Source organism: Nonomuraea sp. bgisy101 (genome assembly GCF_057708945.1).
The window spans coordinates 49448-62752 of the sequence record NZ_JBYITD010000003.1 but is presented as its reverse complement, the minus strand read 5'-3'; the positions used below and the strand labels follow the sequence as shown (position 1 = coordinate 62752).

The window sequence follows — 13305 nt, the reverse complement described above, 5'->3', positions numbered from 1 at the left end:
CACCTGCCGAAACTCCATCCATGCGGTTCAAACCGCATATGAGTACTCGTGGAGGACGCCGCCGAGCCGGTGCCCCGGAGGCTGCTGATCTCCATTGTTGCGCTTGTCGGGGCCGTCGCGGGGCAGACCACCGGCATCCTCGTCGCCGTTGACCTCGGAAGCAGCTCCCCATGCTTCATCGCGGGGTTCGGATCAGCACTCGCGATGGCTTGATCAGGTCGCTGCGGTTCGGGACCGGCGGCCGATCCAGGTGGCCCGTCGACGTCTTGTCCGGGGGGCAGCCGACCAGGCGTTCGGCCTGGCGTTCCACGGTGCCTCCAGGGTGTGGACGGCCCATCCGGGCCGAGCATGAGGAGCCGTCCCAGCGCGGGTCATCCCGGCCCGTCAGGAGGTGCGGTCCATCACCAGCGCAGCGTGGGGCTGAGGACCTCGCCGATGAAGCCCGGGCCGTCCTCGATCTTCCAGGAGCTCCTCGCGGCGTAGTCACGCCCCGAGAGCGTCCGGACGGCGAAGTACCCGCATGACTGCACCTGCCCCGGCACGGTGATGTACATCTTGTGGCACTTGAGCTGCTGGGAGACCGGCAACTCGGTCATCGGGTCGTACAGCTGGACGGCCATGTCGGTCTTGATCCCGACGGGCCCCCGCAGCCGCGTCCGTACCATCAGGGTCTCGTCGCTGACCTTGATGCAGGGCTGCAGCTGCACACCCTGGCCGGCGGGCGTCCACTCGCCGCAGCGTTCGGTGCCCTCGCCGGCGCGGCGGTCGGTCCCGCCGAAGACCGTGCCGCCGTAGAACGCCAGCCCCGCCAGTACGGCGGCGGCCAGCGCGGCGTGTGTCAGCGGCACCGTCCGGCGGCCCCTGCCCCGGGCACCGACCGCGCCTCCGGGTTCACGCTCGGGCTCGGCTCCTCGCGCGGCTACGGCATGCGTGTGCCCGACGTCTGGCGGCGACGTCTCGGCAGCGCGGGCCGGTGCGGTCGTGGCCGACGCCGTCACCGATGCCGCGGTGCCGTTCCGCGACGCGGAGACCGGCCCCGCAACGGGCGGAGGCATGGGGGAGCCGACCGTTGTCGTCGTGGACTCCGGCGAAGCAGGCAGCGGTGTGCCAGAGGGCACCGGTGCGCCCGCGAACGACGCGGTGGCAGCGCCGGCGCTCGACGGCGAGCCCCCTGAAGCATCGGGGAAGTCGGATACGGCGGCACCGGCACCTGGCGTCGGGTCCAGGACGTCCGGCGCGACCACGATCGGGGGCTCCGGCTCAAGGGGCAGGGGCGGCGAAGTCTCCGCCGAGGCGGTGGCGGCGATGCGAGTGGCGGCGTTCTGGCGCCATCCACGTCCGGTCTTCTCCAGGGTGCCGCGCAGTACGTCGATCCGCTCGCCGATGGCCCGCAGGCGGTCGGCACGATCGCCGGACACTCCCAGCGCGGTGGCGACATCGCGCATGTCCTCGACACCCGGCAGCCTGGTGCCCTTGGTGAGCTGGCGGTGACCGGACAACCAGTTCGACACCATCGAGGGTGTGGTGTTCCTGACGTGATTCACCAGGTACTTCTGCTGTTTCCCTGCGGATTCCAGCGCTTCGCGTAAGCCCGTGGCGGCCTGATCCAGGGCGCGGCCGAGCGCGTCGGCCGTTTCATCTACGTTCATCCAGTACCCCGTGTAACTGTTGCAGTCCGCTGAAACAGCAGCTCAGGGCGCTGTATCAGCGGTGAGAGAGTTCAAGTCTCAAGATCCTTCCATCCCTGTCGTTTCGTGGCCAACCTGTCAGGCATGCCAACGAAACGAGGAGGGCTCATGCGTGCCGCGTTCATAGGTCTGCTCACCGCCGGACTGCTGGCCTCACCGGCGGCGGCCTCGGCCCAGACGGCGCAGGCGGCGCCGAGCTGTGAGGGCGTTCGGATCCTGCACACGCCCGTGCGCATCCAGAGCGGGGACACCGCCGCGTACGTCCACGTCTTCTACGACTCGCGGACGGCCGTCGCCTGCGCGTACCTCAACTCCAGCAACCAGACATGGGGTTACTCCAAGCACATGACCATCCAGCTCAAGCACTGCCAGCGGCCCAGCCAGACGCGCGGCGTGTGCGACGGTCAGTTGCAGTCGACGGCGGTCGGCGGGTGGAGCAAGGGACGCAGTGACAAGGTCACCCTGCGGATCACGGACGGCTACATCATGGGCGTCGGCCGGATCTGGTGGAACGACAACTACGGGATCAACCAGTCACGGGCGATCGCCAGGGTGAGCAGCGCCCGTGTCGCCCAGCGCGACGTCGAAGAGGCCACGAGGGAGGCCACCGAAGCCGCCACGAGGGAGGCCACCGAAGCCACCCGCTGACCCTCCCGCCCCGTCAGGGGCGATCCATCGGTCATGAGGTCGCATGGCTCGACGGGGCGTACCTCGGCCTGACCGCGCCCGACGGCCCGCACAGGGAACGACGCGGGGCTCGCACCCCCTCCTGGCGCGGGTGCGAACCGGCCGGCCACCCCGAACACGCACGATGTCCGCGTCCACGAGAGACGACGCGCACCCCCCACCGACACGCCTGTCCCCACACCGCCCCTGAAGAGGACCGACATGTATGAACCCGGCTGGCGCCAAGACCCTCAGGGCAAGACCCGGTGGAGCGAGAACGGTCAATGGAGAGACCACGTACGCGACGCGTCCGGTGGCGTCTACCGCGACCACCACATCCCCAGCACCCCGCCCCAGATGTCCGCCCCCAGGCTGCCCAACACCGCCCCTCCACCTGGCGGCGGGTCGAGCGTCATCGATGAGCTGGCGGAAAAGAACCGCCAGGTCTGGGGCGATCAGGGCGCAGGGGCGGTGCAGCAGGCGCTGGGCGGGATGGGGACGGGCGGGTTCGTAGCGATCCTGGCCGGACTGGCCGCCATGGTGTTCCTGTTCACCATCGGCAGCTTTGTCGGAGCGGTGGCCCTGCCGGTCGTCGGGTTCGTTCTCTATCGGAAGGGAACGCTGCGCGGGGTCAAGCTGGCGGTCCTGGGAGTCGTCTGGTTCATGTGCCTGGCCACGGCGCTGACCACCGTGGACCAGTTCTCCGGAGGCGGCCTGCCGGAGGAGGTCGAGCAGGCGCAGGCGTTCCTCGGGCTGATGGGCGGCGACTCCATGCCGAGGATCTGCGATGAGCCGTACATGACCGAGCAGGCCAAGTCCGCGATGGCGGCCAAGGAGGGGGCGGCCGATTGCGCCGAGGCGGTACAGCTCAGCCACACGATCCCGCCGCCTCCGCCTTGATCATCCCTTGTACGATCTCCCGCATGTTCGACTTATCCGGCCCCTGGACCCGCGTGCTGGCGGACACGAGGCTGCACCACGGGCCCGCCATGCAGTCGCCGGCCGTGGACCCGGTCACCCACGAGCTGTACCTCGTCCAGTTACGTGACGCCAACACCGCCGACGAGCTGGGCAACCTCTGCGTCAACCGGGTCTCCCGCACCACCGGGAAGGTGCTGGACTGGATGCACCTGGACGGCTTCGGACACGGCTACCAGATCGGCGCCCAGCACATCGGCGGCCGCACCCATCTGTGGTGCGAGGCCGGACCGGTCCGCAAGGGCTTCGGCACCCGGGTCACCCGCTTCCCGTACCTGCCCGGCCAGAGCATCGACATGACCTCCGATGTCCTGACCAAGCCTTACTCGCCCGACCCTGACACCCTCACCTGCGCCCCCGCCGTCGACCCGATCGGCAACTGGCTCACGCTCCGCTACCGCACCCCCTCCGGCTACTTCTACAGCCGCCACCCCATCAACCCGGCCACCGGCAAGGTCTCCGGAACCCCCGCCGCCACCATTGCGCACCCGCCCTCTGTCGTGGGCACCTTCCAGGGGTTCGCCACCGTCGGCGACCTGCTCTACCTCTACAACGGTGACCCGTCGGACTCCTACGAGAACAGCAACGCCCGCATCTCGCTCGTCTCCTGGCGCGACCCGGGCCGCACCCCGGCCGTCACCCCCGTCACCGCGCTGCCCGGCCTCCCACGCCGCGAACCCGAGGGGCTGGCCGTCGAGCCGCTGGGGGATCGGGTGAGTCTGCTGTTCGGCTTCAGCGGCGACGCCCCGTCGGGACGGCAGGCAAGCGTGTGCGCCTTCACCTCCGATCCGCCGGTGCAGGGCGTGAAGGTGCTGGCCGACTGGAGCAAGCTCGCGCTGGCCCCCGGGTTCGAGGGCCACACGGGCGCGCGGGTGCCCAGGGCCCGGCTGATCAGCGTCGGCGGACTGACCCAGCTCCAGCTGCGCGGCTCGCTCGGCTGCCCGGGCCTCACCGGGCCGTCCGTCGTCGCCGACCTGCCGCCCTGGCTGACCCCGAGCCTGCCGGTGCGCGCCGCCGTACCGCGCAACATGAGTTACGGCAACGCCGCCTGCCAGGTCGAGGCGACCCCGTCCGGCGAGCTCCGGGTCTATGGCGCCGGCTCCGCCCACCCGCTGTCCTGGATCGACCTCGACAGCTTCACCGCTCCCTGGAAGTGACGGGATACCCCATGCGATCCCCTACCCGCCGCACCCTGCTCACCGCGGCCGTCGCCCTGCCAGCCGTCACCCTCGCCGCCGCTCCAGCCGACGCGGCCGCCTCCGGTGTCGAGGTCGTGTTCCCCTGGAAACCCATCACGCTCACCGGCGCCGCCAAGCCCTTCGCCGACGCACCGCCCCAGGCGCGCGTGGTACGCGTCGCGGGCACCGACTTCCTGCAGCTACGCGGCGGCGCCCACGTCTCCTACACCAGCGACAGCCCGCTGGGCACCCTGCCCGCCGGACTGCCGGTGCCGAAACTGACCCGCGGACTGTGCCCGCGCAACAACCACAACGGGCTGAGCGTGTGCCGGGTGGAGGCCGACGTCAGGGGCACCCTCATCGTGCTCGGCGGCACCAGTGCCAGCAAGATCACGTGGGTACGGCTCGACGGCTTCTCCTCCGTCCTGTCCTGATCACTGGCGTCGAACGGAGACGGCCAAGGCAGGTCGTGCGTGCGTTCCAGGGGAATCGTCGGCGCCGCGCCGTTCCACGCGACAGCCGCAACGTACGGCTGACGCCCGCAACTCCACTGGATCTGACAAAAGACCCTGGGCGCCTCCCGATTCATGGGCGAGCCGAAGCCGCCGCCCACGCCCGCGACCTGCGCGGCATCCGGGTATCCCCGAATCCGGCCTCCCGGGCGGCGACCTCGGTGGTGGCGCCCTGCCGGAGTTCGGCACGTTCCAAGCGCAGGGCGGTCTGATAGGCCGACGGGGTGCGCACACCTTTCTCGATAGGCGGCCACACGGCGGCTCCCACGAGCGCGGCCGGAGCTCGATGACGTCAATGGGCTAATATCCAACCAATCGTCACCGTGGGTAAAGGAATGGAGCGTTCCTTTGTTCGACAACCTTGACCTCGACGCTCTGCGCAGGCGTCCGGGAGTGAAGTGGGCCGCCGCCGGGCCGGGCGTGCTGCCCACGTGGATCGCCGACATGGACTTCCCCGTGCCGCCTGCCGTCCGGGACGCGCTCGCTCACGCCATCGAGGTGGACCTGGGATATCCGGCCTGGGACGACCAGCCCGCGCTGAACCCGCTCAGGGACGCCTTCGCCGAGCGGATGCGGCAGCGCTACGCCTTCACCCTCGACCCGGCGCGGGTCCATGTCTTCACGGAGCTGATCCAGGCGCTCCAGGTCGTCCTTCACGTCATGACCCAGCCGGGTGACCCGGTGGCCATGCACACGCCGGCCTACTCCCCGTTCTTGAAGACGCTGACGGACATGGACCGCAGGCTCGTCCCCATCCCCATGCTCGACGACGGCACGGGCTGGGGCTTCGACCTCGACCGGCTGGCCGAGGACGTGGCCAGGCAAGGCTGCCGGGTGCTCGTCCTGGTGAACCCGCACAACCCGACCGGCCGGGTGTTCACCCGCGACGAGCTGGCCGGCGTGGCGGAGATCGCCGACCGGCACGACCTCCTCGTCATCTCCGACGAGATCCACGCGGAGCTCGCGCATGACCCCTTCACCCACATCCCCTTCGCCTCGCTGGATCCCGAGGTCGCGGCGCGCACCGTGACGCTGACCTCGGCCAGCAAGGCGTTCAACCTGGCGGGGCTGCGGTGCTCGGTCGCGCACGTCGGCGACGCGCGCGTCCAGAAGGCGCTGGCCGCCCAGCCGCCGCTGCTGTTCGGGGAGGTCAGCTCGCTCGGCGTACTGGCCACCCTCGCCGCCTGGCAGGACGGCGACGCCTATCTCGACGAGGTTCGGGCCACCCTCGCCCGCAACCGCCGCCTGCTCGCCGAGTCCCTGCCCGCGGGAATCCGCGCCTACGCCCCCGAGGCGACCTATCTGGCCTGGCTCGACTGCAACGAGCTCGCACTCGGCACGGACCCGAGCGCCTTCTTCCTGCAGCGGGCGCAGGTCATGCTGAGCAGCGGCCCCAGCTTCGGGCCCGGCGGCGAGGGCTTCGCCAGGCTCAACTTCGCGACGTCCGGTCCGATCCTCGAAGAGATCCTGCGGCGTATGCGCGAAGCGGTCGGCTGAGGCTATCCGGCGGGGCGGTAGTCCAGGACGATCCGGGCGGCGACGTCATCATCGTGGCCTGCCGTCCGCCACACCTCCCATCGAACACGGGTTGTCGTGGCGGGCAGGCGAGGAGAACGCCCGGGTACGGACGTTCATCCAGATCATCCGCGAGATCCAGGCGCCTGCGAGCCGTCGAGGGTGGCCGCGAACGCCTGCGGGTTGTCGAGCATGACATTGTGATCGGCGTCGGCGACGGTGACGACCCGCACACCCGCCGCTTCCAACTCCGCCCTTCCCTCCAGCGGCTGGGACAAGGCCCCGACCAGGAGCGTGCGCGCGATCGTCAGCTCCATCAGCAGCTTCCTGGCCGACGGGCTGGTCCCGGCGCGCAAGCCGTACGCGCTGCGGTGCAGCGCGACGGGATCGGCCAGCCGCATGGTCGCGGCCCACAACGGCCCGACCTTCTCAAGGATCTGCGCCATCCCGCCCTCGGCGAACTCGGCCTCGGTGAAGCTGGTGACGCCGAGCGTGCCGGGCGCGGGCGGCGGCACCGGATCCAACACGGCCTCGGCCAGGACCAGCCGCGACACCAGATCCGGCCGCCGGGCGGCCAGCACGATCGCCACGGCGCCGCCCATGCTGTGCCCGATGACCTCGGCCCCGCTGACGCCCGCGGCGTCAAGCGCCCTGGCCAGCGCGTCGGCGTGATCCTCCAGCTGGTAGCCGAAATCGGCGGGCCGGTCGCTGAGCCCGAACCCCAGCAGGTCCATCATCAGTGTCCGCCGCCGGGCCACAGATGGCAGGGTCATCACGTGGGTGAAGTACGCCGCCGCCTGGGCTCCGGCGCCGTGAACACACACCCGCGCCGGTTCGTCGCCCGCGATCTCGACCCACCGGATCTTCGCGCCGTCGGGTCCGGCTACCGCGTCTTTCATGTTCTTCCTCACTGTGCAGATGCGCGCCCGGCTGGATTCCGGGCGCGCGAGATCCTACTCGGCAAGCGGGCGGAACCAGCGCCGCCTTATCGCTCCCGCTCGTCGCGCTGCTCAAGCTCCACCGCGCGGCCCAGCAGGCCACTCGAAGCGCTCACGCCTGACCGGCGGGGGCGTCATGGCCGACCAGCGCCGCGTATCGACCTCGCTGGCTCATGAGATGGGCGTGGTCGCCGACCTCCACGACGCTGCCCTCGTCGATCACGAAGATCCGCGCGGCGTCCCGGACCGTGCTCAGCCGGTGCGCGATCACGATGCGGGTCATGGGCAGATGGCTGAGGTGGTGCTCGATGATGGCCTCGGTCGTGGTGTCCAGATGGCTGGTCGCCTCGTCCAGCAGCAGCACGTCCGGTTCGGTGAGCAGGGCTCGCGCCAGGGCGATGCGCTGCCGTTGTCCACCGGAGATCAGCCCGCCGTCGGTGAGCATGGTCTCGTACTTCATCGGCATGGCCTCGACGGTGTCGTGGATGTGGGCCAGCCGGGCCGCTCGTACCATGCGTTCGTGGGAGGCGTCAGGGTCGTTGAGGCAGATGTTCTCCCTGATCGACCCGCTGAACAGGACGGGCTCCTGATTGACGATGCCGAAACGGCTGCGCAGGTGCCGGAGGTCGAGCTGCGAGGCGAGCTGCCCGTTGTAGAAGATGTCGCCTTCATCCGGCTGGTAGAGGCCCAGCAGAAGGCGGGCTAGCGTGCTCTTGCCCGATCCGGAGCTGCCGACCAGGGCGATCTTCTCTCCCGGGCTGATGCTCAGATAGATACTGCGCAGGATCCACGGGGAACGCTGGTCGTAACGGAAGCTGACGTCGCGCAGCCGGATGAACCCCACGGCCTCCGGCCGTTCCGCCCCGGCCGGAAATGTCTCGCGCGGGGTGGTGACGATGTCGTCAAGCCGTTCTACGTGCGCACCCACGGCCTGGAGTTGGTGCAGGCTGCCCATCAGCGACCCCAGCGGGGTGAGCGCCGCCAGGGCGATCGCGTTCAGCGCCAGGACCTGTCCCAGGCTCAGGTTCCCGGACAGGACCTGCCATGCACCCATCCAGAAGAACGCGGCCGGGGCCGCGAACCGCACTGTCGCCGTGGCCGAGGTGACCGTACCTGCTGTCAGCCCGCCGAGCTGTGCGGCGGCGAGCTGACGAGCGAACGCCTCCCGCCACCGGCTCAGCGCGCGCGGCTCGGCGCCGGCCGCCTTGAGGTTCTCCATGCCCTTGATGGATTCGATCAGCTTGGTCTGCGCGTCCGCCTGGGCGATCTGCTCGCGGGTGATGAGCTCGCTGACCCGGCGCTGGGTGAGCACCAGCGCGAGGATCTCCAGGCCGGCGATCGCGATCAGGCCGAGACCGAAGCTCGGTTCCATCGCCAGCACGATGACGAGATAGCCGACGGCCATGGGCCCGTCCAGCATCGCCGCGACGATCTGCCCGCTGAGCAGGGCGCGGACCTGAGCAATACTGGAGGTACGGGTCACCAGGTCCCCCGCTCCCCGCAGGGCGAAGAACCGGTACGGCAGCGCCAGCAGATGGGCGACGATCCCCTCGGTCATCTCCCCGTCGATGCGGGTGCGCAACATCGCGAGCAGCAACGTCCTCAACTGCCCCACAGCCAGATGGGTGAGCACTCCGACCGCGAGCATGACTCCGAGAAACGCCAGCAACCCTCCATCGCCTCTCGGCAACACCCGATCGATGATCACGCCGGAGGCCGCAGGCAGCAGCAGCCCGATCACCTGCAGCAGCGCTGATGCGGCGACGATCTGCGCGAACAGCCCTTTCTTGCCGCGTACGGTCTCCCGCACCACGGGCGAGCGCCACCACCCGCGAGCCTGGGCCTTCCTGGTGAAACCAGGTCCTGGTTCGAAAGTCAGCAGCACACCGGTGAAGTCCCTGGCGAACTCCCTCCTGCTGAGCGCCATCCTTCCCGCCGCCGGGTCCATGATGGTCACCTTGCGCGGGGTCCACGCTTCCACCACCACGAAGTGCTCGAACCGCCAGTGCGCGATGGCTGGGAGCGGCTTGCCGGCTATCGCCTGCGGTTCCAGCGAGAAACCCTTCGTCTTGAGCCCATAACCTCGGGCGGCGCGCATGACATCACGCGCCGAGAGCCCGTCCCTGCCGACCCCCGTCCTGTCCCGCACATCGCGCAGGGACACCCCGTGGCCGTGGTAGTTGAGGACCATGGCCAGGCAGGCGGCCGCGCAGTCCACCGCCGTGCTCTGCTGGACCAGCCGAACCTTTCTCACAGCTGCCCCGCCACCCGCAGGCTCATGACGACCAGGGCAAGGATCAGCGCGGCGATCACCGCCCACAGGGCGCCGATCCACTTTCGGGGAATCTCGCTGGATGAAGGCCCTTGGGCTTGCGCTCGCCGGCGATGTCGTAGCGCTTCCTTGCGGTACACGTGTCGCATGCCACTGACTCCTCGCATGACGAGTGCCGCCGGGTTGTCCCGGCGGCACTCTTTCCAGCCCTTGGGGTCAAACAGGGGTGGAGCCTCTCAACGCTGACCCGAGCCCCTCACCCGGGTCTCCTCGTACCGCTTAGTAGAGATTCGGCCGACCCGGGCAGAGGCATCCCCTGCCGTGGCCGATCTCGATGTAGTCCGGCAGGCTGAAGTCCAGTTCCGGCCACACACCACCAGCGACGGACGCGAGTTCGGCGTCGGTCAACTCGATCTCTCTGCTCATCGGTTCTCCTTGAGGTTGTTCTCAACGGACGGGCAGGAGCCTCGCAGGACGGCATTGACAGTCGGTGACCGGACCATTGACAAGATCAACCCCGGCGTACCGTCACTCCTCGTTGAAGCCATGAGCAGGGTGTCCTGATTCGCGGTGAGACCGCGTTCACCTGGATGACCAGACGGGCCTTGCCCCCGGAGCGTGGAAACACACCCCAGGTGCCCTCCCACCCACCACGCGGGCCACCCAGCCCGTGCGGAGCTTTTCAGCACCCGGGCGCCGTGAGGCGCCGGGTGATAGACGGATCGTTGACTCTTCGTCTATGAAATGTCTACCGGCCCCCCTCACCATGGCCTCCGTTCAGATCGGAACCGTTGGGGGGTCAACGATGCGGCCGATGCGTTTCGGCGTGCTCGGAACTGTCGAGGTGTGGCGAGGGGATGATCGCCTGGATGTGGGCACGCCACGCAACAGGGCGGTTCTCGCCCGGCTACTGCTGTCGCCCGGGAGGGTCATTCCCGTCGACCAGCTGATAGACGATCTTTGGGAGGGTTGCCCGCCACCGCAGGCGCTGTCCTCATTGCGTACGTTCATCTGCCGGCTACGTCGCGTGGTCGAGCCGCTGACCCGGGAACCTGGCCGGCCGTCCGTGCTGATCACCGAGCCGCGCGGCTACGTCCTGCGTGTGGACGAGGCGGCACTCGACTCGGCCATGTTCGAACGGTTGCTGCAGCAGGCGAGAGTGGCCGCCGATCCACGTGCCGCCCTCGGTCTGGTCGACGAGGCGCTCAGCCTGTGGCGCGGTCCGGCCTACGCCGAGTTCGCGCACACCCTGTGGGCGCGGGGAGAGGTGACCAGGCTGCAGGAACTCCAGCTCGGGGCGACGGAACGCAGACTCGACACCCTGCTCGCCCTGGGCCGGCACGCCGAGGCCGTACCCGAGCTGGAAGCGCACGCGCGCGCCCAACCCACCCGCGAGGAGGGCTGGCGGCTGCTCGCTCTGGGCCTCTATCGCTCGTCCAGGCAGGGCGACGCCCTTGCCGCACTGGGCGAGGCACGTCGCTATCTGGCCGAGGAGCTGGGTGTCGATCCCGGGCCTGAGCTGCGCAAACTCGAGGCGGACATCCTCTCGCAGACCTCCGAGCTCGACCTGCCGCCGGGACCGGTGGAGACCAGGAAGCCGGTCACCCGCCTGCGCTGCCTCGGCCGGGACGATCAGCTCGCGGCCGCTGGAGCGGCCATGGCCGCCGCCGAGTCCGGCACCGGCGGCAGCCTGCTCTTCGACGGCGTGCCGGGTGCCGGCAAGACCCAGCTGCTGAGGGGGGTGGAGGCACTGGCTGACATGCGCGGATTCCAGGTGGCTTGGGCGCAGGCGCATCCGCTTGAGCGCGAGTACGACTACGGCGTGGCCCGGCAGATCTTCGAGCCGATCCTGTACTGCCTGCCGGCGCAGGAGCGGCAGCAACTGCTCAGCGGGACGGTCGAGCCCGCGGCCGACATCGTCTGGCACAACCGGCCGTCGTCGGGTGGTCCTGACGCGCTGCACGCGCTGTACCGGCTTGCCGTGCGGCTCGCGGAGCGTGTACCGCTGCTGATCGCCATCGATGACCTGCAGTGGTGCGACCCCGGCTCGTTGCGCTGGCTGGCCTACCTGACCAGGCGCATCGAGCGGGTACCCCTCCTGGTCGCCGCGACCAGGGCGACCGGCGTCCCGGCCGGCGACGATCAGCTGCTCGAGTCGCTTTGCTCGCTCTTCGGCCTCGTGCGCCTGGGTGGTCTGCCCGGCGAGGCGGCGGCGGCCCTCGCCGCCGAGCTGCTCGGCGCGGAACCGGAGCCCGCGTTCATCGCCTCGTGCCTGCGCGAGACGGGCGGCAACACGTTTCTGCTCACCGAGCGCATGAAGGCGCAGGGCGCGGGGAAGCGGTCCACCTCCATCGAGCGGTGGGTGGCCGGCCAGCTGCGCCACGCGGGTCCCGGGGCCGCCGCGCTGGCCAGGGCGGTCGCGACGCTCGACCACGCGGCCGAGTTCCACGCTGTGGCCGACCTGGCCGGTCTGCCGGACAGCCAGGCGGCCGCCGCCCTGTCGGCGCTGGTCGGCATGGAAATCCTGTGTGACGAGTCGCCGCTGCGGTTCAACCAGCCTGTCGTACGGCAGGCCGTACTCGAAGGCGTGCAGGCCGGAGTTCCGCAGTTCGCCCTCAGCCCTTGATGTGCGGCTCCAGTAGCTTCGACCAGGAGCTGGCGAGTTTCTCGTACTCGCCAGGGCACCTCGCGGCCCGCTCCTCCGGCAGCCCGTCCGGCCCGACCCAGTCGGCGTAGGTCTTGGGGTCGGAGCCGTAGATCCAGCACATGTAGTTGAACGCCCGCTGCTCGTCCATCGAGTGCTCGTCATAGAACGGGAGCGCGGCCCGGTCCTGGTCGCCGGCCGACGCGAAGTAGTAGTTGATCGTCTGGACGCTCGAGGAGTCGTCGTCCTTGTTCTGGGCCATGATCAACGCGGACAACTGGTCGGCCGCGTCGTCCTCCTTGCCGAGGGCCGGCAGGTCGTAGATGTCGATCACGGCGTGGCCGAGTTCGTGGTACAGCGTGTCGACGAGGTTGGCCTGGCCGTGCTCGTCGTTCTCCTCCTCCGACTCGGCCTTGTCGCGGTACCGGGTGAAGCCGTCGGCCACGAGCTCGTAGCACATGGTGATCTTCTTCTCGTCCGGGCTGTAGTAGGCGTTCACCGCCTCGCACTGCTCACCGGCCAGCGTGACGTCGTGCGGCAGGATGAGCAGTTCGTTGAGGCTGGCGGCGAAGCCTTCGAGCACCTTGCCCGGCTTCAGCAGCTCCAGTCCCTCGGAGGCTACGTCGGTGTCCGCCTTGCCGTACTTGGCGATGAACTTTCCCTCGGATTCGGTCGCCTTGGGGGCGTCTTGTTTTTCTTTGGCCGCCGCCGCCGGCTTGTCCGTGCTGCCACAGGCGGACAGCATGGTGGCGAGGAGCAGTACGCCGGCGCCCATCGTGAGCTGATTCCACTTCATCAGGAGTCTCCAGGTCGAAGGTGACCGTTGGATCCTGTAGCCACGATCTTGATGATTGATGGACGGACGGTCTCCGGAATCCGCGTGGATGACCGGCGGCTCCGTCAATGTGCCGTCA

12 protein-coding genes are annotated in these 13305 nt (G+C 69.4%); 6 read left to right on the top strand and 6 right to left on the bottom strand.

The window, feature by feature from the left end:
- Positions 1–401: 401 nt before the first annotated feature.
- Complete coding sequence (locus tag AC3EO4_RS06490) at positions 402–1649, bottom strand: helix-turn-helix domain-containing protein (protein ID WP_431894267.1); 1248 nt, start codon at positions 1647–1649, stop codon at positions 402–404.
- Positions 1650–1796: 147 nt separating this feature from the next.
- On the opposite strand from AC3EO4_RS06490, the gene AC3EO4_RS06485 reads away from it, so the two are divergent.
- The 5 genes from AC3EO4_RS06485 to AC3EO4_RS06465 all read left to right on the top strand — a co-directional run bounded on the left by AC3EO4_RS06485 (position 1797) and on the right by AC3EO4_RS06465 (position 6519).
- Entirely contained in the window at positions 1797–2336 is a 540-nt protein-coding gene (locus AC3EO4_RS06485; protein WP_379573159.1) for a hypothetical protein, read from the top strand.
- 240 nt (positions 2337–2576) lie between these two features.
- Positions 2577–3254 (top strand): hypothetical protein, encoded by a 678-nt coding sequence (locus AC3EO4_RS06480; protein ID WP_431894265.1) that lies wholly within the window; start codon positions 2577–2579, stop codon positions 3252–3254.
- A gap of 23 nt (positions 3255–3277) precedes the next feature.
- A complete protein-coding gene (locus AC3EO4_RS06475) occupies positions 3278–4489 on the top strand; it encodes a phage baseplate protein (protein ID WP_379573157.1) in 1212 nt (403 codons plus the stop codon).
- Positions 4490–4500: 11 nt separating this feature from the next.
- Positions 4501–4944 (top strand): hypothetical protein, encoded by a 444-nt coding sequence (locus AC3EO4_RS06470; RefSeq protein WP_379573156.1) that lies wholly within the window; start codon positions 4501–4503, stop codon positions 4942–4944.
- Between the two features lie 426 nt (positions 4945–5370).
- A complete protein-coding gene (locus AC3EO4_RS06465) occupies positions 5371–6519 on the top strand; it encodes a MalY/PatB family protein (RefSeq protein WP_431894264.1) in 1149 nt (382 codons plus the stop codon).
- Positions 6520–6662: 143 nt separating this feature from the next.
- Here the strand turns inward: AC3EO4_RS06465 and AC3EO4_RS06460 are convergent, their stop codons facing one another.
- From AC3EO4_RS06460 to AC3EO4_RS06445, 4 genes are all read right to left on the bottom strand, one after another.
- Positions 6663–7436, bottom strand: coding sequence for an alpha/beta fold hydrolase (locus AC3EO4_RS06460; RefSeq protein WP_431894262.1), 774 nt, complete (start codon positions 7434–7436; stop codon positions 6663–6665).
- 151 nt (positions 7437–7587) lie between these two features.
- The gene (locus tag AC3EO4_RS06455) at positions 7588–9729 is read right to left on the bottom strand and encodes a peptidase domain-containing ABC transporter (RefSeq protein WP_431894260.1); all 2142 of its coding nucleotides are present in this window, start codon (positions 9727–9729) and stop codon (positions 7588–7590) included.
- On the bottom strand, positions 9726–9896 hold the full coding sequence (locus AC3EO4_RS06450) for a hypothetical protein (RefSeq protein ID WP_379573152.1): 171 nt from the start codon (positions 9894–9896) through the stop codon (positions 9726–9728). The genes AC3EO4_RS06455 and AC3EO4_RS06450 overlap by 4 nt, the downstream gene beginning before the upstream one ends.
- 130 nt (positions 9897–10026) lie before the next feature.
- Positions 10027–10173 (bottom strand): hypothetical protein, encoded by a 147-nt coding sequence (locus AC3EO4_RS06445; RefSeq protein WP_379573151.1) that lies wholly within the window; start codon positions 10171–10173, stop codon positions 10027–10029.
- 388 nt (positions 10174–10561) lie between these two features.
- Here AC3EO4_RS06445 and AC3EO4_RS06440 point away from each other — a divergent pair, with 388 nt between their 5' ends.
- A complete protein-coding gene (locus AC3EO4_RS06440) occupies positions 10562–12373 on the top strand; it encodes an ATP-binding protein (RefSeq protein WP_431894258.1) in 1812 nt (603 codons plus the stop codon).
- On the opposite strand, the gene AC3EO4_RS06435 is transcribed toward AC3EO4_RS06440, so the two are convergent.
- Entirely contained in the window at positions 12363–13187 is an 825-nt protein-coding gene (locus tag AC3EO4_RS06435; RefSeq protein WP_431894256.1) for a DUF4344 domain-containing metallopeptidase, read from the bottom strand. The two genes, AC3EO4_RS06440 and AC3EO4_RS06435, sit on opposite strands and share 11 nt — an antisense overlap.
- Positions 13188–13305: the final 118 nt, after the last annotated feature.

Excerpts from the sequence above, each read along its gene's own strand:
- AC3EO4_RS06490 (WP_431894267.1), bottom strand. The coding sequence starts at position 1,649 with ATGAACGTAGATGAAACGGCCGACGCGCTCGGCCGCGCCCTGGATCAG.
- AC3EO4_RS06485 (WP_379573159.1), top strand. The coding sequence starts at position 1,797 with ATGCGTGCCGCGTTCATAGGTCTGCTCACCGCCGGACTGCTGGCCTCA.
- AC3EO4_RS06480 (WP_431894265.1), top strand. The coding sequence starts at position 2,577 with ATGTATGAACCCGGCTGGCGCCAAGACCCTCAGGGCAAGACCCGGTGG.
- AC3EO4_RS06475 (WP_379573157.1), top strand. The coding sequence starts at position 3,278 with ATGTTCGACTTATCCGGCCCCTGGACCCGCGTGCTGGCGGACACGAGG.
- AC3EO4_RS06470 (WP_379573156.1), top strand. The coding sequence starts at position 4,501 with ATGCGATCCCCTACCCGCCGCACCCTGCTCACCGCGGCCGTCGCCCTG.
- AC3EO4_RS06460 (WP_431894262.1), bottom strand. The coding sequence starts at position 7,436 with ATGAAAGACGCGGTAGCCGGACCCGACGGCGCGAAGATCCGGTGGGTC.
- AC3EO4_RS06450 (WP_379573152.1), bottom strand. The coding sequence starts at position 9,896 with ATGCGACACGTGTACCGCAAGGAAGCGCTACGACATCGCCGGCGAGCG.
- AC3EO4_RS06445 (WP_379573151.1), bottom strand. The coding sequence starts at position 10,173 with ATGAGCAGAGAGATCGAGTTGACCGACGCCGAACTCGCGTCCGTCGCT.
- AC3EO4_RS06440 (WP_431894258.1), top strand. The coding sequence starts at position 10,562 with ATGCGTTTCGGCGTGCTCGGAACTGTCGAGGTGTGGCGAGGGGATGAT.
- AC3EO4_RS06435 (WP_431894256.1), bottom strand. The coding sequence starts at position 13,187 with ATGAAGTGGAATCAGCTCACGATGGGCGCCGGCGTACTGCTCCTCGCC.